The sequence below is a fragment of the Streptomyces griseocarneus genome (assembly GCF_014655595.1).
Classification (GTDB): Bacteria; Actinomycetota; Actinomycetes; order Streptomycetales; family Streptomycetaceae; genus Streptomyces; species Streptomyces griseocarneus.
The window spans coordinates 595770-618161 of the sequence record NZ_BNBL01000002.1 but is presented as its reverse complement, the minus strand read 5'-3'; the positions used below and the strand labels follow the sequence as shown (position 1 = coordinate 618161).

Genomic DNA, 22392 nt, shown 5'->3' with positions numbered 1-22392 from the left:
TTCCGAAGGCGATCGTCCTCGCGTTCAGCTTGTCGCCCGCGCGGGGCGTCACGGCACACCGTCGAAGGAAATCCTCATGCCCCCGTACCCGTACCGAGGCCTGGTCATAGCCTCCGCCCTTGTCGGCACCGTGCTGCCGGCAGCGTTGTTCCCGGGCGCTGCGTCCGGCGCGGAGACGTCGCGTCCCGGCTCGCACACCGGCCGGCAGCACAGTCCGCCGCAGAACTTCGACGAGCTCGACTGCGAGGGACCCGAGGAGGACCGGCTCCCGCCGTCCGATTCGGGCCAGGGCGGGGTGCACCAGCTCGGGGTCGGTACGGCCGGAACGGATGGCGGCCCAGGTGGCCCGCGCGCCCGCAAGGCGCTCCGTGCCCCCACCGTCAAGTGGCCCCGGAACATGCCCGACCTGGACGACGCCACGCGCATGCTCCGGGAGCTGGAGGTCCGGCCGTTCGACAGCAAGGGTTTCGACCGGACCCAGTTCGGCGGCAAGAGCTGCTGGGTCCTGCACGGTGCCGACAAGTGCTCGACCCGTGAGCTCGCCCTCAAGGCCCTGTCCGATGTCCCGGTCACCCTGCGGGGCAGCTGCAAGGTCGTCGGCGGAAGCTGGCACAGCGCCTACGACAACATGACGCTCACCAACCCGCTGCGCGTCGACATCGATCACATCGTGCCGCTCAGGGTCGCATGGGGCTCGGGAGCCCGTGACTGGCCGGAGTACAAGCGCCGCGCGTTCGCCAACGACCTCAGCGGCTCCCCACAGCTCATCGCGGTCTCCACGTGGAGCAACCGCGACAAGGGTGACAAGATGCCGGACAAGTGGCTGCCCCAGGGCCACGAGTGCCCCTACAGCCGCGCCTGGATCGGGGTGAAGGACTACTACGGGCTCAGCGTCACCCAGGCCGAGAAGAACAAGCTCGAGCTGGTCCTCAGCCAGTGCTGATCCGCGCGACGCCGTTCGGTGACCGGCCCCCGTGACCACGGCCGCGGTGCCGGCCGGTAAAAGCGTTTGACGGTTGCCGGCGTCCGGCGATCGGATGGCGGCCCATGAGCACTGGACACCTGCATCCCGGACAGCACCCCGTCGACGACGCCCTCGTACGGCGGCTGGTCGCCGGGCAGTTCCCCCGGTGGGCGGGGCTGGCGGTGGAGCGGTTTCCGTCCGGCGGCACGGTCAACGGCATGTACCGGCTGGGCGACGACATGGTCGTGCGGCTGCCGCTGGTGAAGGGCGGGGCCGAGGACGTCTCGATGGAGCGGGAGTGGCTGCCTCGCCTCGCGCCCCTGCTGGCCACGGCCATCCCCGAGGTGCTGGGGGCCGGGGAGCCCGCCGAGGGGTATCCGTGGCCGTGGTCGGTGTACCGGTGGCGGGGAGGGGAGAACCCCGAGGCTGGGGCGCTGAGCGAGCCCGTACCGCTGGCCGGGGATCTGGCCGGGTTCGTGGCGGCGATGCGGAGCATCACCCTGCCGGGGGCGCCGACGGCCCACCGCGGCGGGCCGCTCGCCTCGCTCGACGCGGACACCCGCGCGGCGATCGAGGAGCTGCGCCGGATCCCGCAGGAGGACGTCGACTGTGATGCCGTGACCGCCGTATGGGAGGACGCGCTGCGGGCCCCCGGCTGGGACGGGCCGCCGGTGTGGCTGCACGCCGATCTGATGCCGGGCAATCTGCTGGTGGCCGGCGGCAGGCTGACCTCGGTGATCGACTTCGGGTGCATGGGGGTGGGCGACCCGGCCTGCGATCTGTTCCCGGCGTGGAATCTGCTGCCGGCCGATGCGCGGCAGGTGTTCCGCGACGCGCTCGGCGTGGACGACGCGACCTGGAACCGCGGCCGGGGGCGGACGCTCTCGCAGGCGCTGATCGCGCTGCCGTACTACCGGAAGACGAACCGGGCGATGGCGAACAACGCCCGGCACGTGATCAGGGCGGTGCTGGGAGAGGGCTGAGCCCCCGGGCGCGGGACGGGCTCAGGGCTGCAGGAGCTGTGTGCGAAGCGCGCCCACCAGGTCGTCGCCGACGCCGAGTTGTTCGGCGGCGTAGCCGTGCACCGATCCGTACCGCGTGGTCAGGTCGGCCAGGAAGAGCCGCATGATCTCGGCGGGGGGCGCGGCCGTAGGCGGGCCATCTGAGGGTCAGGTCGGGGTGATTGGCGTGCCAGTCGGCGACCAGGCGTTCGGTGGCCAGCTCGGTCAGGGCGAAGTCGGCGACGATGTCGTCCTCGTGCACCCCGAGGAGGGCGAGGACCAGCATGGCCAGCAGGCCGGTGCGGTCCTTGCCGGAGTGGCAGTGGAACACCAGCGGAGCGGTGTCGTCGGCGATGACCTCCAGCGCGCGCCGGATCTCCTTGACGCCGTCGTGGGCGACCTCGGTGTACTTGTCGGCCAGGAACCGCCCGGGCTCGACGTCCGGGTCCAGGCCCGCCTGGTCGTACGGCCGGTGCTCGATGCTCAGGTTGTGGTAGGCCAGCCCCTGGTGGGACGGTACGCGGCCGCTGCGTTCGATCTCCCAGGGATACCGGAGGTCGATCACGGTGCGGATGCCCAGGGCGGAGAAGCGGTCCGTGTCCCGGCCCCGCAACTTGCCCAGCGAGTCGGAGCGGAACAGCCGGCCCCAGCGCACCGTTCGGCCGTCGGCCGCCCGGTAGCCGCCCAGATCCCGGAAGTTGTGCAGTCCTTCGAACGCGATGTGTCTCTTCACGTGGGCCACCTTACGATCGCCCGCGCGGGCCATGGCGGCGATGGAGAGTGACGTCACAACCGGCTGTCCGGCCACCGTTCGCCGGCCTCTTCCCGTCGTCAGCCGGGTGTCAGGCGCCGCTGCCAGCATCGGAGGCCTTCGGGCCGTACCCGGGCCACAGCGGACAAGGAAGAAGAAGCAGAAAGGCACCGCCATGCCTGTGATCCCGCCCCGCCTCGCGCGGCGAAGAACCCGCCCGCCTGTCACGGGGAGACGCCGGAGGGCAGCCGCCCTCGCCGCCGCCGTCACCGCCGTCGCCGGCGGCAGTGTGCTGCTGCCCGTCGGTCCCCCGGCGTCCGCAGCCACGGCCACAGCCCCGGACGCAGGCGCGGGCGAGTGCCTGGCGCGCCCCGCGCAGAAGCACAAGGACTGGACGTCCATGCTCTACACCGGGGACATGGTCTGCTCGCACGACCTGGACAACACCCGCGTCCAGTCGACGACGCAGAGCCCGGTGAACGGGCAGATGCTGTTCTCGCCGAGCTGGTTCGTGTGCTGGAAGCCCGGCACCCCGCTCAAGGGCAGCGACATCTGGTACTACACGCAGGCCGACACGGTCACCGGCAACAAGCAGACCAAGGGCTGGGGTTACCTCCACTCCTCGGCGCTCAAGGTCACGCAGCACCCCGTTCCGGGCCTGCCCCGCTGCCGGTGGGGTGAGGAGTGACATGCGCGCCTCATCGCCCACCCCCCGCCGCCGCAGGGCCCGCACGGCCGCCGCGCTGGCCATGAGCCTGCTCACGGCCGCCGCCCCCGCCGCCACGGCGGGAACCCCCCGGACCGCCGGGACCACGGCCGTATGCAAGCTGCGCCCGGGGCAGTCGCACCGGGACAGCCTCGGCAACGTCTTCCAGCAGGACCTGTACTGCGACAACCTCCCCTCGGACGTGCTGGGCCGGTCGGCCTACGACGCCCCGGTGACCGGCCGCCTCAAGCTCTCGCCGAGCTGGTTCACCTGCTGGACGGAGGGCGAGGCCCCCGAGGGCCAGACCCGCGTCTGGTACTACACGCAAGGCGACGAGGTCGTGAAGATGCCCCGGATCAAGGGCTGGGGCGTCGTGCCCGCACGGGTCGTCCAGGCGCCCCAGCACCCGTTCCCCGGGCTGCCGCGCTGCCCCTGGGTCTGACGCCCGCCCTGCCCCTGGCTCGCCTCCGTCACCTTTCCCCACGTCCAGGAGACCCTCATGCCCGTACGCCGGCTCCCCGTCCTCCTCGCCACGGCGCTGGCCGCCGGCGCGATCGCCCTCGCGCCCACCACCGCCGACGCCATCGACGCGGGCAGCGGCGAATGGCGCCTGTGCCCCTACAGCGGCGGACACCCCCAGATCGCCAAGGGCAGCGCCAACGACGCCGTCGGCCACGCGCAGTGCGTCCTCAACAAGGTCTACGGCTACCGCAACGTCGAGATCGACAACAAGTTCGGACCCACGACCCTCGCCACCGTCAAGGACTTCCAGCTGTCCTTCGGCATCGCCAACGACGGGATCATCGGCCCCAACACCTGGGCCGCGCTCCATCCGTAAGCCCATGGGCCGCCCCCCCCTGGCGGCCCATGCCCCCCGGCGGCCCTGCCCGCCGCCCGCCACTGACGGCAGGCGGCGGGCAGGCCGCGCGGCTCGTGCGTCCCGCGGGGCGCGGATCAGGGGCCGGTGTCCCCGGGGTGGGAGCACAGACCGCCCTGGTAGTTGCTGTCGTACCAGGCTCCCGTGGCATCGAAGTCCAGGTTGGTGCGGCCCGGCCCGACGCAGCGGTGGTAGTTGGACCGCGGCCAGCGCTTGACCTGGATCCAGACGTTGGTGTTGGAGGCACAGTGCTCGTAGTAGGCACGCTCACCGTTGGCGCCCGGGTTCCAGCCGCAGGCGTTGATCTTCACCGGAGCGGCGCTCGCCGGAGCGGCGACGCTCGCAGGCGCGGCCACCGAAGCGGCCAGGGCACCGGCCAGTACGACGGCTGCCAGGCCGAGCCGACGACCACGGCGGGCGGGCTCGGTCTCGGATGATCCTCGAAACATCATGTTCTCTCCCTCTTCGTTGGGAAGGCCGGCTGATGCCGTGGACATCAGCCTGGACGTCGCGCCCATAGCGTGGCCAGAGCCTTCGAAGGTGATCGAAGGGGGAGAAAGACATATCTGGGGACGAACAGGCTTTCGGGTGGCACCGCCTGCCCGTGCCCTCCGGCTGGTCGTCCGGAGGGCACGGGGTGGTGTCTGCGCGTTCTTCAGCGGTGGTAGTACAGGTGCCACTGGTAGTCGTACTGGCCGGTGTGCCTTTCCTCCCGCTTGCAGCGGTACTCGCTCCACTTGTGGTCCTGCTTGCCCTGCTCGCCGGCCTTCTTGCAGGCCGCCTCGTCGTCGTACCAGGCGCCCGGCTTCCAGTCGCCCTTCACCTCCTCGCTCACGGCGCTGCTCGTCGCATTGGGGGTCTCCTCCGACGGAGCCGCTACGGCCGTTCCCGCCGTGCCGGCGAACAGCAGTCCCGCGGTGGCCACCGCCACCGCCGGAGCGAGGCGGAAGTTCCTCGATTTCACGGGGTTCCCTCTCTCGTTTTGAGCGTTTGCCCTGATAGTGGGCTCGGAACCACGCCGTCGGTAGCCGATGCCCCGGGCGCGTGGGAGCGGGGTTCCCCACCCCTCCCGCGCGGGCGGGTTCGAACCTCACGCGCGTGAGGGGACCTGGCCGGACGTCAACCGGAGTGCACAGGACGGCGCCGCGACCCGGCGGTGTGCCGGGAAGCCGGGGCCCGGGGCGGCCGGTAACGGGTACGCCCGCCGATGCGGCAGACTGCCCGCGTGACCACAGCACCCGCCCAGCCGCCCCGCGACCGTGCCCTCGGCCGGGGCCTCGAGGCCCTCATTCCGAGCTCCAGCGCCTCCTCCGCCGACGTCGCCACCGCCCTCGTGGCGCTGCTGCGCACGGTCGAGGTCCCCACCGGGCTGCTCGAGGCCGCCGCCGCGGCCCTGGACGCGGCGGTCGCCGGCCCGCTGGACGACCGGGGCCGGGAGTCGGCGGCGGCCGTCACGGAGCTCCTGCGCAAGGCGGTGGACGAAGCGCCGGGCTGCTGACCGGGCGTCGGCGCACCCGGCCTCCTCCTCGGGTGCGCCCTGGCCGTACCTAGCGGCGGCGCAGGTCCCGGCTGTGGACGTACCGCAGCCCGCAGCCGTCCTCGTAGGGGTCGCCGTCATCGCCGAAAATCCCCAATATCGGCTGCATCGGAAGCCACGTCAGGCCGAGGAGCCAGCGGCGCACCGCCTGCCAGAAGCGCGGCCGCCCCGCGTCGTCCGCGCGCACCACGCGCGTCATGAGCAGGAACTTGCCCACGGTGGTCCGGAACAGCACGGCTCCCAGCACGTGGTGGACGAAGGACACGCCGAAGAAACAGATGGCGACGTAGGTCCAGTAGGTGCCCGTGGTCTTGTCCTCCGCGAGCTGCATGGCGAGGCCGAAACCGCCGAAGCAGGTGATCAGGGCGTCGATCCCGGCGAAGAGCATGCGGCGCTCGTCGCCGACCTCCCGGGGGGCGGCGGGGGGCTGAGGGGGCTGCTGCGGCTGCTGAAGGTACGGATGTGCCTGCTGGTAGGGATGTGCATGCCCCTGCTGGTACGGATGCGCCTGCGCCTGCTGGTACGGATGTGCCTGCTGGTAGGGGTGCGAGTACGGGGGCTGTGGAGCGTAGGGCTGCTGTGGAGCCTGGTGGTGCTGAGGATCGATCACAGGGTGTCATCTTGCTGCACGTATGTGACAACTGATGCACAGAATGATCTATGAGCGGTAACTCAACTCCCTCAGGCCCCACGGCGGGCGGTCACGCGCCGTGCGGCACGCGGACCCCCTCGATCAGGCGGGCGTAGCTGTCGCCGCCGTGGCCGGCCGCGACCGCGCCTTCGATGGCGTCCTTGAGCAGCTGAGGCAGCCGGGTGTCCAGGCCTCGTGCGGCGCCGGCGTGGAGGAGGTGCTCGATGGCGCCGAGATGGACGTCGAGGGTCGCGTCGTCGCCGGGGTAGACGCCGGCGTCGATCTGCGGGGCGTAGGTGGACATGAAGGTGTTGACGGCGGCCGTCCAGCGGAGCGCGACCGGGGTGAACGTCCTCGCGTCGACGTCGTCGGCGCCGGTGAGCGCCACGCCCTGCAGCCAGCCGGCGAGGGTGGCCCACATCATGCCGAGGAGTGCGGTGTCGTAGAGGGAGGCCACGCCCGGGTCGTCGCCGAGGTCGACCGGGTCGCCCAGGCTCGCCAGGACCTCGCGGTGCTCGGCGAACGCCTTCGGCGAACCGCTGTAGAGCAGCATGATCGCGGAGCTGCCGATGCCGGGCGGGGTCGACATGATCGCGCCGTCGAGGTAGTCGATGCCGTGGGAGGCGGCCCAGGCCGCGCTCTCGCGGGCCTGCTCGGGCGAGCCGGAGGTCAGGTTCACCAGGGTGCGGCCGCGCAGTTCGCCCGTGAGCGGGTCGAGGAGGTGGCGCACGGCGTCGTAGTCGGAGAGGCAGACGACCACGAGCGGGCTCGCCCCGACGGCGTCGGCGGCGGTCGCCGCCCTCGCGGCGCCCCGGGCGACGAGGGCCTCGTCCTTGCCCGCCGTGCGGTTCCAGACGGTGGCCGCGTGGCCCGCGTCCAGGAACGCGCCGGCCAGAGCCGTCCCCATCGAGCCCAGGCCGAGAACGGTAACGTTCATGGGTTTATCCCCGTTTCGTCACGAATGATGATCACGTACGGACACCCTCGCACCGCGACGGACACCCGGGACAGTGGCCGAAGTGACACCTGTCGAAAAATTCCTGCCACCCCCTCGCCTAAGCTGATGATCATGAACGCCGGAAGCGTGGCCGTGGTCGTCATCGACGACGACGTCCCCATGTGGGACCTGTACGAACTGGGGGTGGTCTGCACCGTGTTCGGCATCCCCCACCTCGACCTCGCCGACCCCTGGTACGACCTGCGCCTGTGTTCCGCCGGGGGCGGCGAGAAGCGGCCCGGCCCCTTCGGCCTCACCCTGCACACCGCCCACGGCCTCGAGGCCCTGGAGGACGCGGACACCGTGATCGTCCCCTCCGTGCCCGAGGCCTGCATCACCGGCGAGCGGGAACTGCCCGCGGAACTCCTCACCGCCCTGCGCCGGGCGGCCGGCTCCGGGGCCCGCATGGTCTCCCTGTGTGCCGGCGCCTTCGCGCTCGCCGCCGCCGGGATCCTCGACGGCCGTCGCGCCACCGCCCACTGGATGCACACCCAGGACCTCGCCCGCCGCCACCCGCGCGTCCAGGTCGACGACTCCGTCCTCTACGTGGACGACGGCGACGTCCTCACCAGCGCGGGCGTCACCGCCGGCCTCGACCTGTGCCTGCACATCGTCCGCCGCGACCTCGGCGCCCACATCGCCAACCAGCTCGCCCGCCGCCTCGTCGTCCCGGCCCACCGCCCCGGCGGCCAGACCCAGTACGTCGACCTCTCCGTCCCCGAAACCGACGACGACAGCCTCGCCCCCGTCCTGCAGTGGGCCCGCGAACACCTCGACGCACCCCTCACCGTCGACGACCTCGCCGCCCGCGCCGGCATGAGCCCCCGCACCTTCTTCCGCCGCCTGGACGCCGTCACCGGCACCACCCCCCTCCAGTGGCTCCTGACCCAGCGCCTGGCCCGCGCCCAGTCCCTCCTGGAAACCACCACCCTGCCCGTCGAACGCATCAGCCACCTCAGCGGCCTCGGCACCGGCACCAACCTCCGCCGCCACTTCACCCAGCACTTCGGAGTGACGCCCACCGCCTACCGCCGCTCGTTCCCACCCGCCTGACCGTGTCCGCGCCGGGCCGACTTGCCGCCGGCGTACGGCGGCCGCTCATCCGGTCAGCAGCACGCTCGTCACCCGGTCCGGCAGGAAGTCCAAGGGGTCGTCGGAGGGCGAGCCCGCGCGGTCGGCGCGGAAGCGGGTGGGTGTGCAGCCGATCATCGCCGTGAAGGTGCGGTCGAAGTGCGGCTGGTCGTAGTAGCCGGCCTCGGCGGCCACTTGCGCCCAGGTCATCCCGGAGGCCTGCAACCGCAGGGCCTGCTGCAGGCGCGCCACCTGGGCCGCGGCCTTCGGCGTCTGACCGATCTGCCTGCGGAAGAGGCGTTCGAGGTGACGGCGGCTGCGCCCGACCGTGGCGGCGAGATCCTCCACGCGCACCCGTCCGTGGGTGCGCGCTATTTCGCGCCAGGCCCGGATGACGTCGGGGTGACACGGCCGGCCGGCGTGCAGACGCTCCGTGAGGACCTCGTCGAGCAGTGCGAAGCGCGTCGCCCAGTCCGGGCAGGCGTCGAGGCGTTCGCCGAGCCCCGCGAGAGCCGGGCCGCCGAGCTCGGCCGCTTCGGCGGCCACCGGGCCCCATTCGGACGGAGGAACGGCGAAGATGCGGTGGGCCGCCGGCGGAGTCAGCAGGACGGTGATCCCGTGCAGGCCACCGGTGTGCTGCCCGACGACCGCGGTCGTCCCCAGGCCGTTGACGAGCGACCTCCCCCTGACCGCTCGCCGCTGATCCACCGCGTCCACCATCCGCACGGGCTCGCCGAAGCCGAACATCACCTTGACGAGACCGTCCGGGACCACCAGCCGGCGCCGTGGCGGCCGCGCCGCGATCGAGAAGCCCCGGTAGCCGAGTACGTGACCGGCCAGTGCGGCGCATGGTCTTCGGCGGACCAGCTCGCGCGCGTGCGCCATGCAAGCCTCCCCTCACCGCCCCAGCACGATACTCCCGCCCGCCGGAATCCAGGCCGTGTCGCATTCGTACAAGCCCTCGGGAGCCGGATGGGGCACCTTCGACGCTGCTGCACCTCGGTGCGCACGCACCGAGGACGACTACGGAGGACTCATGACGCGCTTACGACGCATGACCACCGCCCTGGCACTCGGCTCGGTCCTCACCCTCGGCGGCCTGACGGCGACGGCCACCGCTTCGGCGACGGACTCCGCGTCCCTGCCCGGGCCGTACGGGTGCAACCACACCAACGCCGAGCCCACCATCTCCCGCGGTTCATCCGGCGCGGCGGTCAAGCAGGCCCAGTGCCTGCTGAAGCACTGGAACGTGCCCATCGGTTCCACGGGCGTCGACGGCAAGTTCGGGCCCAGCACGGAGAAGGGCGTCAAGGAGTTCCAGGGACGCCTGCACGACATCTGCGGGCTGGCCGTGGACGGCATCGTCGGCCCGAAGACCTGGCACGCGCTCAAGCACGACATCTGCTGAACGTTCGGGGTGCCCGGCCGCGAGGCCGGGCACCCGGTCCCGTTCACGGCCGGAAGGCGAACCGGGACCGCAGTGCCCGGGCCGGCCCGCGTGACGGGGGACGCGGCGGGTCACGGCAGGGGCATCAGGCGGTAGAAGACCGTGGCGACCAGGTCACGTGCGTACTGGGCGTCCAAAAGACCAGGACGGAAGAGGACGCGGTACATCATCGGGGCGACGACGTGATCCATGACGACGTCGGTGCCGGGTACGTGCTCACCGCGCTGTGCGGCGCGCTCGAGGATGGCCTCGACCTGCTCGACGGCGTAGGCGGAGCACTGCCCGGCGTTGCTTCCGTCCGGGTCGCCGGCCAGCGCGTCACGGATGTAGGCGCGGCCGGGCGGTGAGGACATCTCCTCGAGGAAAGCGGCCGCCCAGTGCTCCAGGTCCTCGCGCAGGCTGCCGAGGTCGGCGGGCGGTGCGTCGGGGCGCAGGTGTTCCACCGCGACGTCGGCCAGCAGTTCCTGGAGGTCGCCCCAACGACGGTAGACGGTGGAGGGCGTCACGCCGGCCCGTGCGGCGATGAGGGGGACGGTGAGGCCGCTCCGGCCCTGCTCGGCCTGGAGCTCCCGGACGGCCGCGTGCACCGACTGCTGCACGCGGGCGCTTCGTCCTCCGGGGCGGACAGCTGGTCTGGGGCTCATGCCGTCACCTTAACGCAAAGGAATTGCGCACCTGCCTGAACGTGGTGGCAGGGGAGCGTGGTCATGCCTCGAGGGCGGCGGGAAGCGGGATGACACCCCGGGCCTCCTCGTAGGCGCGGCCGATGCGCAGCAGTGTCGTCTCGGCCAGTGGAGGGCCGATGAGCTGCATGCCGATGGGCAGCCCCGCCGCGTCGAGGCCGACGGGGAGCGAGAGTGACGGCATGCCGGTGATGTTCGCCGGTGCCGAGAGCCTGACGTAGGCGTCGGAGACCGTTTCCGTGATTCCGCCCGGCCATTCGATCGTGTCCTGCCCGGCGCGGGTGGCGGTGGTGGGCACGGTCGGTGCCGCGATGGCGTCGACCTCGTCGAAGAGCCGTCTCCACGAGGCCCGCATGAGGGTACGGGCGCGCTGGGCGCGCAGGTAGTCGCCGGCCGGCACGTGCTTCCCGGCCTCGAGCAGGACGCGGACGTCCGGACCGTAGAGGTGGGAGGACGAGCGCAGCGTCGGCTCGTGCTGGGCGGTGGCTTCGGGCACCATCAGCCCCCACTGGACGGCCTGGACGTATTCGGTCATCGGGATGTCGACGTCGACGAGAACGGCGCCGAGTTCGCGCAGGTGCGTGAGGGCTGTCCGCACCGCCGCCTCGACCTCGGGGGTGACGTGGTCGAAGTAGTAGGTGCGGGGGACGCCGATGCGCATCCCGGCCGGACCTGCCGTCGGCTTCCGGGCGCCGGAGGGCGGTCGGGGGCCGGCGAGGGCCGCGAGTACGGGCTCGGCGTCGCGGACGGTACGGGTGAGGGGGCCGACGTGGTCGAGGGACCACGACAGGGGGACGACGCCGTGCCGGGGCAGGAGGTCGTAGGTGGGCTTGAGGCCCACTACGCCGTTGAGCGCCGCCGGGACGCGGATCGACCCGCCGGTGTCGGTGCCCAGGGCGAAGGTGGCGCTTCCCGAGGCGACCGCTACGGCCGAGCCTCCGCTGGACCCGCCGGCCACCCGGTCCGGGGCCCAGGCGTTGCGGGTCTGCGGGGTGGTCAGCCCGTAGGCGAACTCGTGCGTGTGGGTCTTGCCCAGCACGACGGCGCCGGCGTCGCGGAGCCGTGCGGTGACCGCCGCGTCGGCGGCGGCCATGTGGTGCGCGCGGACGCGGGAACTGGCCGTGGTCGGCAGGCCGGCGACGTCGATGAGGTCCTTGAGCGCCACCGGGATGCCGTGCAGCGGCCCCCTGTACCGGCCCGCCGAGATCTCCCGTTCCGCCTGCGTGGCGGCGAGGAGTGCGGCGTCCTCGGCGACCGTGACATAGGCGTTGAGGTGCCCGTCCACTGTGCCGGCGCGGGCGAGGACGGAAGCGGTCAGTTCCACGGGCGACAGTTCGCCGGCGGCTATCGCCGCGGAGGCGTCGGCGAGCGTCAGTTCATACGGCCGCATCGGTCTCCTCCTGCCGGGCGCTGCAGGTCGCCTCGTGGGTCGAGTCGAAGGTCGCGTCGTACGTCGGGGCCGGAGGGGTGTCCCCCAAGTCCAGTGCGTGCAGGGCGCTGATGACCGTCCGGATGTGGCGGGCCGTGGCGGCGACCTCGTCGAGCGGGGCGGCTTGCGCGGGAGCGGGTGGGCCGGTGGGTGCGGGCGGGGCTGCGTCCACGGGAGTCGTCCTTTCGGGCGTACGGGCAGCGGGATGAACCCTCCGGCTCCGTAAAAGCGAAGGGTTTGCGTTAGTGGACCCTACGGGCTACGGTCCGTTAAAGCAAAGAAACTGCGTTAATGGAGGTCCACACATGAACGAGCCCCCGCTCTCCGACACTTCACGGGACCCGGCTCCCCTCTGGACCGTGGGTGACCATGTCGTGCACCGCATCGACGAAATGCCCCTGCCCCCGCAGACCGGCCGCTGGCTGCTCCCCGACGCCACCCCCGAGGCGGTCGCCCAGGCGCCTTGGCTCCGGCCCGACTTCGCCACCGCCGACGGCACCCTCCGTCTGGCAAGCCACACCTTCGCCCTCGAGACGAACGGCCTGCGCGTCCTCGTCGACACCGGCATCGGCAACGGCAAGCCACGGGCCAACCCGGCCTGGCACAACCTGAACAGCCCCTACCTCGGGCGGCTCACCGACGCGGGCTTCCCGCCCGAGGCCGTCGACCTCGTCATCCTCACCCACCTGCACACCGACCACGTCGGCTGGAACACCCGCGCCCAGGACGGCGCGTGGGTGCCCACCTTCCCCAACGCCCGCTACCTCACCTCCCGCACCGAGTGGGACCACTGGGCGGCCACCGACATGGACGAGCACCGCCGGCAGATGTTCCGCGACTCCGTCCACCCGGTCCGAGAGGCCGGACTTCTCGACCTGATCGACGTGCGCGACGGCGGCACCGAGGTGATCCCCGGACTGCGGCTGCTGCCCACGCCGGGGCACACGCCGGGACAGGTCGCGGTCGAACTCCGCGACGCCGGACGGTCGGCCGTCATCACCGGCGACTGCGTCCACCACCCCGTACAGCTGGCACGCCCCGGCATCCACAGCTGCGTCGACACCGACACCACCCAGGCCGCGCGCACCCGCCGAAGGCTCCTGGCCGCGCTCGCCGACACCGACACCCTGCTGCTGGGCACCCACTTCCCTCCGCCGACCGCCGGCCTGGTCGCCTCGGAGGGCGACAGCTACCGGCTCGTACCGGTGCCGTCGTCCGTCACCGGCCCCGCGCAGGCATCCGCGATGGCCGCCGTGTCCCAGTAGAAGGGGTGGACTTCGCGGATCCGCCCGTCCTCGACCCTGATCGTCTGCAGAATCGGGAAGGTGAGCTCGCGGCCGGTGGCACGAGCCCGCGCACGGACCCGGGTCAGCACCACCGCCGTCGCACCGGTGGCGAGGAATTCCTGCTCCACCATGTCGAAGGATTCCCACGCCTCGCTCATCGCGAGGAAGAACCGTTCCAGACCCGCGTGCCCACGCCAGGTTCCGCCATAGGGCAGTGCATCGGCCTGGTGCAGCACGACATCAGGCGCGAAGAAGGGGGCGAGGAGGTCGAAGGGGGCCTCCCCCGGACCCCCTGCCGCCAGATACCGCGCCTCGGCCGCATACATGCCGCTCAGGGCGGTTACCGAATCAGTCATGGCTGGACTCGTCATGACTCAAGAGTGATCAATCGAGAGGGACCACGCTGGCGGCAATCGGACATCGGCCTGCGGCCCGTCCCGGTCCCACGGCGGGACCAGGACGGGCCGGCACTCACGCGGCCGGTCTCACACCCACGGCTCGGCGAACGTCCGGCCGGGCACCGGCTTCGCGATGAGGGCGACCGGGATGAAGAAGTTGACCTGCCCGATCGCGATCATCAGGGTGGTGAGCGCCTTGGGGTCGTAGTGCTCGGACACCTGGGCGAACAGCTCGTCGGAGACCCTCTCACCGTGCGCGGACGGCTGGAGCACGGCTTCCACCAGAGCCAGCGCGGCACGCTCGGCACCGGTGAAGTACGGCGCGTCCTGCCAGGACGACACCGACGTGATCCGCTCCTCCGACTCCCCCGCCTTGCGCAGCAGATCCGTGTGCAGGACGGTCAGGTAGGTGTTGCCGACGATCTGGCCCGCCCGCAGCTGGATCAGGCCGATCGTGCCCCGCGGCACCGAGTGGTTGCCGGTGGCCTTGAACAGCGCCGCTGACACATCCGCCAGCTCGGGAACGAGCTCCACAGGGTCGGACATCCGCGAACTCATCGGCACCTCTGCAGTGATCGAACGTGCTTCCATGGCGTCTTCCTTCCGGGCTTTCACGTTGCTTTCACTGCCATGACGGATCGCGGCACACGAATGTGACAGCCGAGGCCTACGAACGTGTCGTCCGGTCCCGCCGTGCGATCGCTCGGCTCACCGCTTGGGCCAGTACCACAAAGGCTCGTCCAGGAGTCCTTCGCGCCCCGCCACCACCGTCTGCGCGCTCGCGTCCTTGACGAGGGTGATGGCGTTGACGTCGAGCCGGTGGCGTGCCGAGTTCCGGGCGAGTTCCTCGAGCAGTTCCGGGGCGTGGGTGACCACCACGATCTGGGTGTTCCTGGCCGCGGTGAGGATCAGGCCGGCGAGCGGGGGCAGCAGGTCCGGATGGAGGCTGGCCTCCGGCTCGTTGAGGACCAGGAGCGCGGGCGGCCGGGGAGTCAGCAGTGCCGCAGCCCACAGGAGGTAGCGCAGGGTGCCGTCGGAGAGTTCACCGGCCCCCAGCAGGCGCAGCAGGCCCCGCTGGCGCAGCTTCAGCTCGAACCGGCCGCCCTGGCTGTCGACCTGTACGCGGCTGCCGGGGAACGCCGCGTCCACGGCATCGTCCAGTGCCTCGCGGTCGCCGATCTCCCGGATCGTCTCCAGCGCGGCCGCGAGATCGGAGCCGTCGTGGCTGAGCACGGGAGTGCGGGTGCCGATCTGTGCGGTGCGGGCGGGTGCGTGCGCGTCGGTGCGCACGTGGTCGTAGAACCGCCAGGACCTGATGAGCTCGCGCAGCCGCAGCAGGTCGGGCGCGAGCTGCGGGTCGGCGAGTTCGCTGAGCATGCTGTCGTAGGGGCGGATGGCGTTGACCGAGCGGTGCCAGCCGCCGTCCGCGGTGCGGGTGCGTACGGCGGGGCCCGACCGGTCGCAGAGCAGGGTGGCCGGGCGCAGCACGGGGCCCGTCCACGTGCACTCGCGTTTGACCTCCGGGTCCACGTCGAAGATCGAGCCGTCGGGGACCGGGTGCCCGAAGTCGACGGCGTAGCCGAAGTCGGTCCCGGAGAAGCCGAGCCGCAGGCTCACGGGCTCGGCGCGGCCCGGGCCGTGCCCCGGTTTCTCGTGCCCCGCCCACAGGGTGGAGGGCAGCCCGCCTTCGCGGGCCAGCGCGGCGACGGCGCCGCCCCGGGCCGCCTCGGCGAGCAGCCGCAGGGCGCGGTAGAGGCTGGACTTACCGGTGCCGTTCGCGCCGGTGATCACGTTGAGCCTGTCCAGCGGCACGATCAGGCGGCGGAGGGAGCGGTAGTTCTCGACGGCAAGGGTGGTGATCATTGGTCTCACTGATGCTCGGCGGTCCTGTCCCCGCCAGTGTGCTGGGTGGGACTGACAACGCCGGGGTGGCAGCCGGGTCGCCGCTCACGGCAGCCATCGCACCGGGGACACCTCGCGGATGTGGATGAGCACGTCGAACGCGTCGGCGAGGGAAGCGACGGCCATGTGCCCGGTGTCGTCGCGGGAGGGGTCGTAGACGCCGCCGATGACGCGGAGCTTCGCCGGTCCGTCCCAGCGGCGGCGTACGCCGTCGTCGCGCAGGTCCAGCCAGTGGGCGGGCAGGTCGACCTGGCCGAGCAGCGCGTCGATCAGGTCCGTGCCCGGCGCCGGGACGGCGGTGACACCGAGGTCTCCGTGATGGAAGCCGATGGCCACGGAGACGTACGCGTCGCCGTACCGCTCGCGCAGCACGCTGCCGGTGCTGGGCTGCGGGCCGCGTTCGGGAGCCATGCCCAAGGTGGTCGCGGTCGCCGACGTGTGACCGATGCCGTCCCAGTAGACCACCCGCAGGCCGGTCCGGCGCTGGTGGTTGCTGATGACGTCGGCCCATACCGCGTCGTCGCCCACGTAGTTGCCCGTCCCGGCCACGCTGTGTTCATGGAAGTCGACGATCCGACGCATCCGCGCCAGGACGTCGTCGTCGCGGTCGAGGCCGGGCAGTGACCGGATCAGGGCGAGCGCGTCGCGGGCGTGGTCGGCGAACGGACGGCCGGGATGCGTCCCCCGGGCGCGCTGCACGTGCTCATCGGTGTGGTGAGCGGTCCGGATCGGGTCCAGGTGGGAGGCCAGCTCCGCCGACCGTTCCGGGGCCGACTCCTGGACGTGTGCGAGGACGGCATCGTAGTCCTGGGGCCGCGCCTGCGTGGGTTTCACACCGAAGATACGGACGGGGTCGTTCGGGTGGTCCCGGTTGAACTCCCGGATCCACTCCAGCGTCGCGGCCGTCTCGGCGGTGCGCCAGGGACGCCAGGCACCCTCGAGTGCGGCTTCGGCCGATCCGTCGCCGCCGTGCACGTACCGGTCGAGATGAGCGGCGGCGACGGCGGTGTCCTGTACGGCCAGTGCCCGGAACCCGTGGTTCTGGACCAGTCGGCGGAAGAGCCGGTCCCGCACGCCGAAGGTCTCCCGGGAGAAGCGCGTGGACTCCCCGAGGCCGACGACCAGTGTCGCGCCGGAAACCTTCTCGGCGAGCACATCGAACGCGGCGTCGGAGAGCGGGCGGGCGTCGGTGTGCCGCGGATCGGCCGGACGCACGGGGGAAGGGAAGGTGGCCTGAGCAGCGGTGGTGGTGTTTTCCATGCCGCCCAGACTCACACCTGAAGTTTGGTTGAGGTCAAGCGGCTTGAGCCCCGGCATGCGCGCCGGACGCGGCAACGCCCCCGGCACGGCACGCGGGCCGTGCCGGGGGCGTTGCCGGGCACAGGAAGTCGGGGCGCAGGGAGTCAGGACCTACGGGTCAGGGCCGGGGCGTGGGTCCCTGCATGTTCTTGCTGATCCACTCCATGGGGCCCGTGCCCAGGCCGCGGACGTACGTCTCGGCGTTGTGGACGCCGCCGGGTATTTTCGTCAGGTGGGTGTGGACGGGCCCCTTGTTGCCGTAGGTGCCGATGAACCCGTTGACGCCGTTGATGGTGATCGGGTGCTCCGCGGTGCCGTACTGGAAGGCGAGGTAGACGTCGGGGCCCTTGGTGTCGATGAGCTGCTGCGCGAGCTTCTGCGGGTTGTTGGCCTGCCGCTCGGCCTCGTGGCCCTTCCAGTGGGGCGAGTCGGGGACGATGTCGGGGCCGGAGGCGATGACCGCCTTGAACTTGTCCGGGTGCTGCAGGACGTTCTTCAGTCCGGCGAAGCCGCCGCTGGAGGAGCCCATGAACGCCCATCCGTCGCGGGACTTCAGGGTGCGGAAGTTGGCGCGGACGAAGTCGGGGACGTCCTCGGCGAGCCAGGTGCCCATCTTGGGGCGGCCGGGTATGTCGCTGCCGTCGTGGTAGTCCTCCTTCTTGTCGGTGCCCGGGTTGAGCACCGGCATCACCACGATGAACGGCTGGGCCTTGCCCTCCTGGGACCACTTCGCGATGGACGCCTGCAGCTTGAGGTTGCTACCGATCCAGTAGTTCCCGCTGGCGCCCGGGCCGCCGGGCAGGGCGACCAGTACCGGGAATCCGCTCTTCCGGTACTGCGGGTCCTTGTACTGCTTGGGGGCCCACACCCATACCTTTCCGGTGAAACCCGACTTCGCGCCGTGCAGCGTGGTCTTCGCGATGACCGTGCCGTCCGCCAGCCTGCTCTCCTCCCGCAGATCGGCGGCCGGACCCGTCGGCATCAGGGTCTCCGGCGCGTCGTCGACCTGCTCCTTCTGTTGGGGCTTGGCACCGGCCTGGCGGGAGGAGCCGGCCGCGTCGTCACCGAAGGTGACCGGCTCGCCCTTGCTGGACAGCACGCCGGTGTAGTGAAGGACCGGCCACGAAATGAGGCCCAGGCCGAGGACGACGACCGCCGCTATCCACCAGGGTCTGGCGCGACGGAAGCGATATCCCCGGCGTGGCGGCCGAGCGGGGTGGGAAAACGAGGGCATCAGTGGGCTCCGCAGCTGAAATCAGGTAGTAACGCCTCGGTACGGGCGTGGAGGACAAGGCCGCGCAGCCGTCCAGGGGCTGCGCGCCGGGTGGGCGAGGGACGGCCGGGCGTGCCGGCGGGGACGTGACGACGGGGCAGGAGCGGGCCGGGGACGGCACGCTGTGATCACTTATTGTGCGCCCTGCCTCCGCGGGCCGGAGAAGCGGCTGCCGGGGTCCGGTTCCGGACCGCACCGGACAGGAAGGGGAGGGGCGGGGCGAGGCGGGGAAGGGCCCCCGGTACCGTACCTGAGCGATCTTGAGGTCGTCGTCGGGACGACGACGGCAGCGGCACGGAAGGAACCCCATGCAGACGGCGTCCGCGGACGAGGCCCACGACGAGTTCTTTCCTGTCGTCCCGGCGCCGGACAACGGCAGCCTCTGGCAGGCGCCCACCGACCTGGAGCAGTACCTGTACAGGCTGAGCCGCGCCGGCAGGGCGTACGGCTACCTGCGCACCCTCGCCGTCGAGGGGGTGTACTACCCGGTGCGTCTCGACGAGGCCCAGGCGGCGGATGAGGACGAGCGCCCCATGCTGACCCTCCCGCTGCCCGACGGACGCACCGCGGTGCAGGTGTACACGTCGGGCCTGCTGCCGCGGCCGCATCCGCACCTGGTCTACGAGTACGCGAGCCTCGGCGCGCTCGCGGGGATCCTGCCCGACGGCGTGGACGTCCTCGCGGTCAACGCCGCCACGCCCTGCGAGGAGTACTTCTCCGCCGACGACGACGAACGGGAGACCTGGCTGGACCTGCACCACGAGCTGTTCGAACCGGACGGGCTGGGTGACCGCGTGGTGGCCCGCCGTACGGGCGCACCGCCGCAGGGCCCGCTGCTGCACGGCCTGGCCTGCGGCGCCCACCTGTGCTTCCAGAACGGCGACGCGTGGAACACCCCGCACTGGCACGGCATGGGCTACCGGGGCGAGGTCGAGCGCATCGCCGACAGCTGGGGCGTTCACGGGCGCGAGGACTGGCTCGCGATGCAGGAGCGGCTGCTCGAGCGCGACGTGAGCCCCTGGTACTGGGACTTCGTCCTCGGGGCCCGCGCCGCGCTCGCCCGCGTCCCCGGCACCCGCGTCGACCCCGGGCAGTGGCGCGACCTCGTCGCCTCGGAACTGCGGGCCCGTGCCCGGGAGGGCGGCGCCGCCACCGACGACCCGGAGTTCACCGGGTTCGTGGAGCAGCTGTGCGCGCTGGTGGGCGAGGTCCTGCGGTACGAGGCGCGGTTCCGCGCCGACGGGCTGCTGCCGCCGGACGGCTTCGTCCGCACGGTCGCCGCCTGGGACATCGGCCGTGCCTCCAAGATGGCCCGCTGGGGCCGGGGCGCCCGGTACGCCACGGAGTCAGAGATGTACACCGCCCTCGAGCGCGCGTCCCGGGCCGCGCGGGACGCGTACGGCTCGTGGGAGGAGTTCTCCGCCGGCTATGTGCTCGGCCGGTGCCTGCACTTCGACGAGGAGCACTTCGGCTCCTGGTACACCGAGGTCCTCCAGGCGCACCGCGCCCTGGCCGAGGACCCCGAGAGCCCGTGGCGTACGGTGCCGTTCGCCACCGCGTAGCCGTTGCGGCCGTTGGGGCCGTTGGGGCCGTTGGGGCCGTTGGGGCCGTGGGGCGGGCCCTACATGCCCGGACCCACCGACGGCAGGTAGCGCGGTGCCCGCCAGGCGTCCAGCCGGTGTTCCACCGCGGCCCCCAGCCTCAGCAGCCGGGCGTCCTGGTGGTCACCGGCCATGAGGAGCACGCCGACGGGCAGTTGGCCGACGAATCCGGCGGGCACGGACAACGACGGGTAGCCGGCCACGGCCGCGGGGGTGGAGGACGGGATCACGTCGTTGTCGCCTCGCGCGCAGTCGGTCGTCCAGGCCGGCGGGTTGGTCGGCGAGGCGATCGCGTCCAGGTGGTGGGCGGCCATGGTCTCGTCGATGGAACGCCGGGACAGGCTCTTCAGCTCGGCGCGCGCCGCCCGGTACTCCCGGCTGGTGGTGGGAGGCGCGACGAGAGCCTGTTCGAACAGCTCCTGGCCGGAGAAGCAGGTCCGCTCCGCCGGGTGGGTGCGGTTGAACTCGATCAGTTCGGCGAGGTTGCGCGGGCCCTGGCGGGTGGCGAGATAGGCGTCGATGTCCCGGTGGAATTCACTGAGCAGCGTGGGGTATTCGAGTTCGGCGAGTCGCTCCTGGTGCGGGAGCGTCACCTCGACGACCTCGGCCCCCGCGGTGCGCAGTTTCTCCGCCGTACGGGTCATCACGGCGTCCACCTGCGGCCCGAGCGAGGGCAGGCGCCACAGGCCGATCCGCCGGCCGCGCAGATCGCCGGGGTGTGCCGGCCGGTCCATGAGGTCGTGGGAGCCGCCGGGGCCCATGGCTTCGCCACCGCTGAGCACCGAGAGGGTGAGCGCGGCATCGGTCACGTTGCGGGCCATGGGCCCCGCGGTGTCCTGCTCGGCGGAGATCGGCACCACGCCGGCCTGGCTGACGAGTCCGCGACTGGGCTTGTGCCCGACCACCCCGTTCATCCCGGCCGGGCACACGATCGAGCCGTCCGTCTCGGTGCCGATCGCCACCTGCGCCAACGACGCGGCGAGCGCGGCGGCCGATCCGGAGGACGACCCGCACGGGTTCCGGTCCAGTACGTACGGGTTGTGGGTCTGCCCGCCCACCGCCGACCACCCCGATGTCGGCTTCGCCGCACGGAAGTTCGCCCACTCGGACAGGTTGGTCTTGCCCAGGACCACCGCCCCCGCGTCCCGCAGCCGGGTCACCAGGGCGGCGTCGGCGTCCGGCGGGGCCCCGGCCAGCGCCAGCGACCCGGCCGTGGTCGGCATGTCGCGGGTGTTCACGTTGTCCTTCAGCAGGACGGGGATGCCGTCGAGCGGGCCACGGGTCTCGCCGCGCCGATGCCTGGCGTCACTGGCGGCGGCCTGGCGCAGGGCCGTCGGGTCGGTGCGCAGGACCGCGTGGATCCTGGGATTGACGGCCTCGATGCGCCGCAGATAGGCGGTGGTCAGCGCCGACGAGGTCAACGAACCGTCCGCCATGCGGCGCTGCAACTCCGGGATCGTCACCCTGTCGAGATCGACCCCCGGCGTCCGGGGCGAACCGGACGGCGACGGACCGCCGGTGCCGGACCCCTCGGCTTGCGCACGCGGACCCGGCATTCCCGTCACAAGAGACCCCGCCATCAGAGCGACGATCAGTGCAGCAGTACTCCTCTTCCCCATGAGGCACAGCGCACTACATGCCCGCCTCCCGCGCAAGGGTGCCGCAACGGCCACTCGTGACCCCTGGCAGGGCAGTTGGGGGGCCTGACGAATCCCCGTACCCCGTGCGCGGGGGCCCGTTTGCTAGCGTCCCCCCGTCAAGGTCACTCAGGGGGGCGGCACACCATGCACGGGCACGGGCACGATCACACGGACGAACGTCAGCGGACCATACGGACGGCACCGTTCGGGTCACGGCGGCGCGCTGCCGCCCTCGGCGGCCTCCTCGCGCTGGTCGCCCTGCCGGCAACGGCATGCTCCTCCCCGGCCCCCGCACCCCGATCGAAGCCTGCGGCGACGTCGGCCCCCGCCACGCCCGCCGCACCGGCTGCCCCACAGGCACCAAAAGAGCCGAAGGAGCCGAAGGAAACAAAGGTCTACACCCCGGCGGACTTCTGCAAGGACAAGGACAAGGACAAGGACAAGGAGAAGCTGCTCGAACCGGCGAAACGGATCGTCCTCAGCATCGCGAACGCGGGTGACGACAAGGGCGTCATGGGTGCGACCGAACCGAAGCTCAACTGCGGCCCAGGGGTCGACAACGACGGCTACTTCGAGACCGACATGCCGATCGGCCCCTACTACCTCGCCGGCGACGCCAAGGTGCGCCTGCTGTCGTACAACGAGGCCACCAAGCGCTCGGAACTCCGGCCGGCCGACGTCGAGACACTCGCGGAGGTCGTCAGGACATGCGCGGCGGGAACGTCCCCCGCCCAGGGGTACACCTGTGCCGGCAACCTCTTCTACGCCAAGCTCGACGAGAAGACCGGAGTGGTCACCGACCTCACGGCCATCTTCCAGTCGTGAGCCCGGGCTGAGCCCGTCCGGGCGTCCCGGTGTCCCGGCGTCCCTCAGGGTCCCGTGGGAGATGACGTCCCAGC

At 71.8% G+C, this 22392-nt stretch carries 25 protein-coding genes and 1 pseudogene; 11 read left to right on the top strand and 15 right to left on the bottom strand.

The genetic code is table 11. The features are described from left to right. Positions 1 to 76 precede the first annotated feature (76 nt). The gene (locus IE295_RS33375) at positions 77 to 943 is read left to right on the top strand and encodes an HNH endonuclease family protein (RefSeq protein ID WP_224323633.1); all 867 of its coding nucleotides are present in this window, start codon (positions 77 to 79) and stop codon (positions 941 to 943) included. 104 nt (positions 944 to 1047) lie between these two features. Continuing rightward, the gene (locus IE295_RS08675; RefSeq protein ID WP_190062921.1) at positions 1048 to 1947 is read left to right on the top strand and encodes an aminoglycoside phosphotransferase family protein; all 900 of its coding nucleotides are present in this window, start codon (positions 1048 to 1050) and stop codon (positions 1945 to 1947) included. Positions 1948 to 1968: 21 nt separating this feature from the next. Here the strand turns inward: IE295_RS08675 and IE295_RS08670 are convergent. After that, a pseudogene (locus tag IE295_RS08670) lies at positions 1969 to 2731 on the bottom strand (tyrosine-protein phosphatase). Positions 2732 to 2891: 160 nt separating this feature from the next. Between IE295_RS08670 and IE295_RS08665 the strand changes: the two are divergent. Genes IE295_RS08665 through IE295_RS08655 form a run of 3 tightly spaced genes read left to right on the top strand, consistent with a single transcriptional unit; the run spans position 2892 to position 4260 of the window. Next, positions 2892 to 3404, top strand: a complete 513-nt coding sequence (locus IE295_RS08665; protein WP_190062920.1) for a hypothetical protein — start codon at positions 2892 to 2894, stop codon at positions 3402 to 3404. Between the two features lies 1 nt (position 3405). After that, on the top strand, positions 3406 to 3864 hold the full coding sequence (locus tag IE295_RS08660; RefSeq protein WP_190062919.1) for a hypothetical protein: 459 nt from the start codon (positions 3406 to 3408) through the stop codon (positions 3862 to 3864). Between the two features lie 57 nt (positions 3865 to 3921). Beyond that, positions 3922 to 4260, top strand: coding sequence for a peptidoglycan-binding domain-containing protein (locus tag IE295_RS08655; RefSeq protein WP_190062918.1), 339 nt, complete (start codon positions 3922 to 3924; stop codon positions 4258 to 4260). 116 nt (positions 4261 to 4376) lie between these two features. On the opposite strand, the gene IE295_RS08650 is transcribed toward IE295_RS08655, so the two are convergent. Together IE295_RS08650 and IE295_RS08645 are read right to left on the bottom strand one after the other, a co-directional pair. Then, positions 4377 to 4751 (bottom strand): DUF6355 family natural product biosynthesis protein, encoded by a 375-nt coding sequence (locus tag IE295_RS08650; RefSeq protein ID WP_224323632.1) that lies wholly within the window; start codon positions 4749 to 4751, stop codon positions 4377 to 4379. Between the two features lie 203 nt (positions 4752 to 4954). Continuing rightward, positions 4955 to 5263: a hypothetical protein gene (locus IE295_RS08645; protein WP_190062917.1), complete on the bottom strand. Its 309-nt coding sequence runs from the start codon at positions 5261 to 5263 to the stop codon at positions 4955 to 4957. Positions 5264 to 5524: 261 nt separating this feature from the next. Here IE295_RS08645 and IE295_RS08640 point away from each other — a divergent pair, with 261 nt between their 5' ends. Continuing rightward, on the top strand, positions 5525 to 5797 hold the full coding sequence (locus tag IE295_RS08640; protein WP_190062916.1) for a hypothetical protein: 273 nt from the start codon (positions 5525 to 5527) through the stop codon (positions 5795 to 5797). 49 nt (positions 5798 to 5846) lie between these two features. Here IE295_RS08640 and IE295_RS08635 read toward each other — a convergent pair whose 3' ends face one another. Both IE295_RS08635 and IE295_RS08630 read right to left on the bottom strand, forming a co-directional pair. Next, positions 5847 to 6446, bottom strand: a complete 600-nt coding sequence (locus tag IE295_RS08635) for an RDD family protein (RefSeq protein ID WP_190062915.1) — start codon at positions 6444 to 6446, stop codon at positions 5847 to 5849. Between the two features lie 91 nt (positions 6447 to 6537). Further along, positions 6538 to 7404 carry an NAD(P)-dependent oxidoreductase gene (locus tag IE295_RS08630; protein WP_190062914.1) on the bottom strand — a complete coding sequence of 289 codons (867 nt, stop codon included), beginning with the start codon at positions 7402 to 7404 and terminating at the stop codon, positions 6538 to 6540. A gap of 147 nt (positions 7405 to 7551) precedes the next feature. On the opposite strand from IE295_RS08630, the gene IE295_RS08625 reads away from it, so the two are divergent. Beyond that, complete coding sequence (locus IE295_RS08625; RefSeq protein WP_443732319.1) at positions 7552 to 8517, top strand: GlxA family transcriptional regulator; 966 nt, start codon at positions 7552 to 7554, stop codon at positions 8515 to 8517. Positions 8518 to 8562: 45 nt separating this feature from the next. On the opposite strand, the gene IE295_RS08620 is transcribed toward IE295_RS08625, so the two are convergent. Beyond that, positions 8563 to 9420, bottom strand: coding sequence for a helix-turn-helix domain-containing protein (locus IE295_RS08620; protein ID WP_190062912.1), 858 nt, complete (start codon positions 9418 to 9420; stop codon positions 8563 to 8565). A 151-nt stretch (positions 9421 to 9571) separates the two neighbouring features. On the opposite strand from IE295_RS08620, the gene IE295_RS08615 reads away from it, so the two are divergent. Beyond that, positions 9572 to 9943: a peptidoglycan-binding domain-containing protein gene (locus IE295_RS08615; protein ID WP_190062911.1), complete on the top strand. Its 372-nt coding sequence runs from the start codon at positions 9572 to 9574 to the stop codon at positions 9941 to 9943. Between the two features lie 110 nt (positions 9944 to 10053). On the opposite strand, the gene IE295_RS08610 is transcribed toward IE295_RS08615, so the two are convergent. The 3 genes from IE295_RS08610 to IE295_RS08600 all read right to left on the bottom strand — a co-directional run bounded on the left by IE295_RS08610 (position 10054) and on the right by IE295_RS08600 (position 12266). After that, positions 10054 to 10626: a TetR/AcrR family transcriptional regulator gene (locus IE295_RS08610; RefSeq protein ID WP_190062910.1), complete on the bottom strand. Its 573-nt coding sequence runs from the start codon at positions 10624 to 10626 to the stop codon at positions 10054 to 10056. A 61-nt stretch (positions 10627 to 10687) separates the two neighbouring features. Next, positions 10688 to 12055, bottom strand: a complete 1368-nt coding sequence (locus tag IE295_RS08605) for an amidase (RefSeq protein WP_190062909.1) — start codon at positions 12053 to 12055, stop codon at positions 10688 to 10690. Beyond that, positions 12042 to 12266, bottom strand: coding sequence for a hypothetical protein (locus tag IE295_RS08600; protein ID WP_190062992.1), 225 nt, complete (start codon positions 12264 to 12266; stop codon positions 12042 to 12044). Before IE295_RS08600 ends, IE295_RS08605 begins: the two co-directional genes overlap by 14 nt. 133 nt (positions 12267 to 12399) lie before the next feature. On the opposite strand from IE295_RS08600, the gene IE295_RS08595 reads away from it, so the two are divergent. Next, the gene (locus tag IE295_RS08595; protein ID WP_190062908.1) at positions 12400 to 13359 is read left to right on the top strand and encodes an MBL fold metallo-hydrolase; all 960 of its coding nucleotides are present in this window, start codon (positions 12400 to 12402) and stop codon (positions 13357 to 13359) included. Here IE295_RS08595 and IE295_RS08590 read toward each other — a convergent pair. The 5 genes from IE295_RS08590 to IE295_RS08570 form a co-directional block, all read right to left on the bottom strand. Continuing rightward, positions 13284 to 13751 carry a nuclear transport factor 2 family protein gene (locus IE295_RS08590; RefSeq protein WP_190062907.1) on the bottom strand — a complete coding sequence of 156 codons (468 nt, stop codon included), beginning with the start codon at positions 13749 to 13751 and terminating at the stop codon, positions 13284 to 13286. The two genes, IE295_RS08595 and IE295_RS08590, sit on opposite strands and share 76 nt — an antisense overlap. 114 nt (positions 13752 to 13865) lie before the next feature. Then, a complete protein-coding gene (locus IE295_RS08585) occupies positions 13866 to 14369 on the bottom strand; it encodes a carboxymuconolactone decarboxylase family protein (RefSeq protein ID WP_190062906.1) in 504 nt (167 codons plus the stop codon). A gap of 117 nt (positions 14370 to 14486) precedes the next feature. Then, a complete protein-coding gene (locus tag IE295_RS08580; RefSeq protein ID WP_190062905.1) occupies positions 14487 to 15641 on the bottom strand; it encodes an AAA family ATPase in 1155 nt (384 codons plus the stop codon). 84 nt (positions 15642 to 15725) lie between these two features. Continuing rightward, positions 15726 to 16940, bottom strand: a complete 1215-nt coding sequence (locus IE295_RS08575; RefSeq protein ID WP_190062904.1) for an erythromycin esterase family protein — start codon at positions 16938 to 16940, stop codon at positions 15726 to 15728. Between the two features lie 157 nt (positions 16941 to 17097). Next, positions 17098 to 18078 (bottom strand): alpha/beta hydrolase, encoded by a 981-nt coding sequence (locus IE295_RS08570; RefSeq protein WP_224323630.1) that lies wholly within the window; start codon positions 18076 to 18078, stop codon positions 17098 to 17100. A 482-nt stretch (positions 18079 to 18560) separates the two neighbouring features. Between IE295_RS08570 and IE295_RS08565 the strand changes: the two genes are divergently transcribed. Then, positions 18561 to 19814 carry a DUF1266 domain-containing protein gene (locus IE295_RS08565; RefSeq protein ID WP_190062902.1) on the top strand — a complete coding sequence of 418 codons (1254 nt, stop codon included), beginning with the start codon at positions 18561 to 18563 and terminating at the stop codon, positions 19812 to 19814. Positions 19815 to 19873: 59 nt separating this feature from the next. On the opposite strand, the gene IE295_RS08560 is transcribed toward IE295_RS08565, so the two are convergent. Next, positions 19874 to 21472 (bottom strand): amidase, encoded by a 1599-nt coding sequence (locus IE295_RS08560; RefSeq protein ID WP_190062901.1) that lies wholly within the window; start codon positions 21470 to 21472, stop codon positions 19874 to 19876. A gap of 165 nt (positions 21473 to 21637) precedes the next feature. Between IE295_RS08560 and IE295_RS08555 the strand changes: the two genes are divergently transcribed. Then, entirely contained in the window at positions 21638 to 22318 is a 681-nt protein-coding gene (locus IE295_RS08555; protein WP_190062900.1) for a hypothetical protein, read from the top strand. The last annotated feature ends 74 nt before the right edge of the window (positions 22319 to 22392 follow it).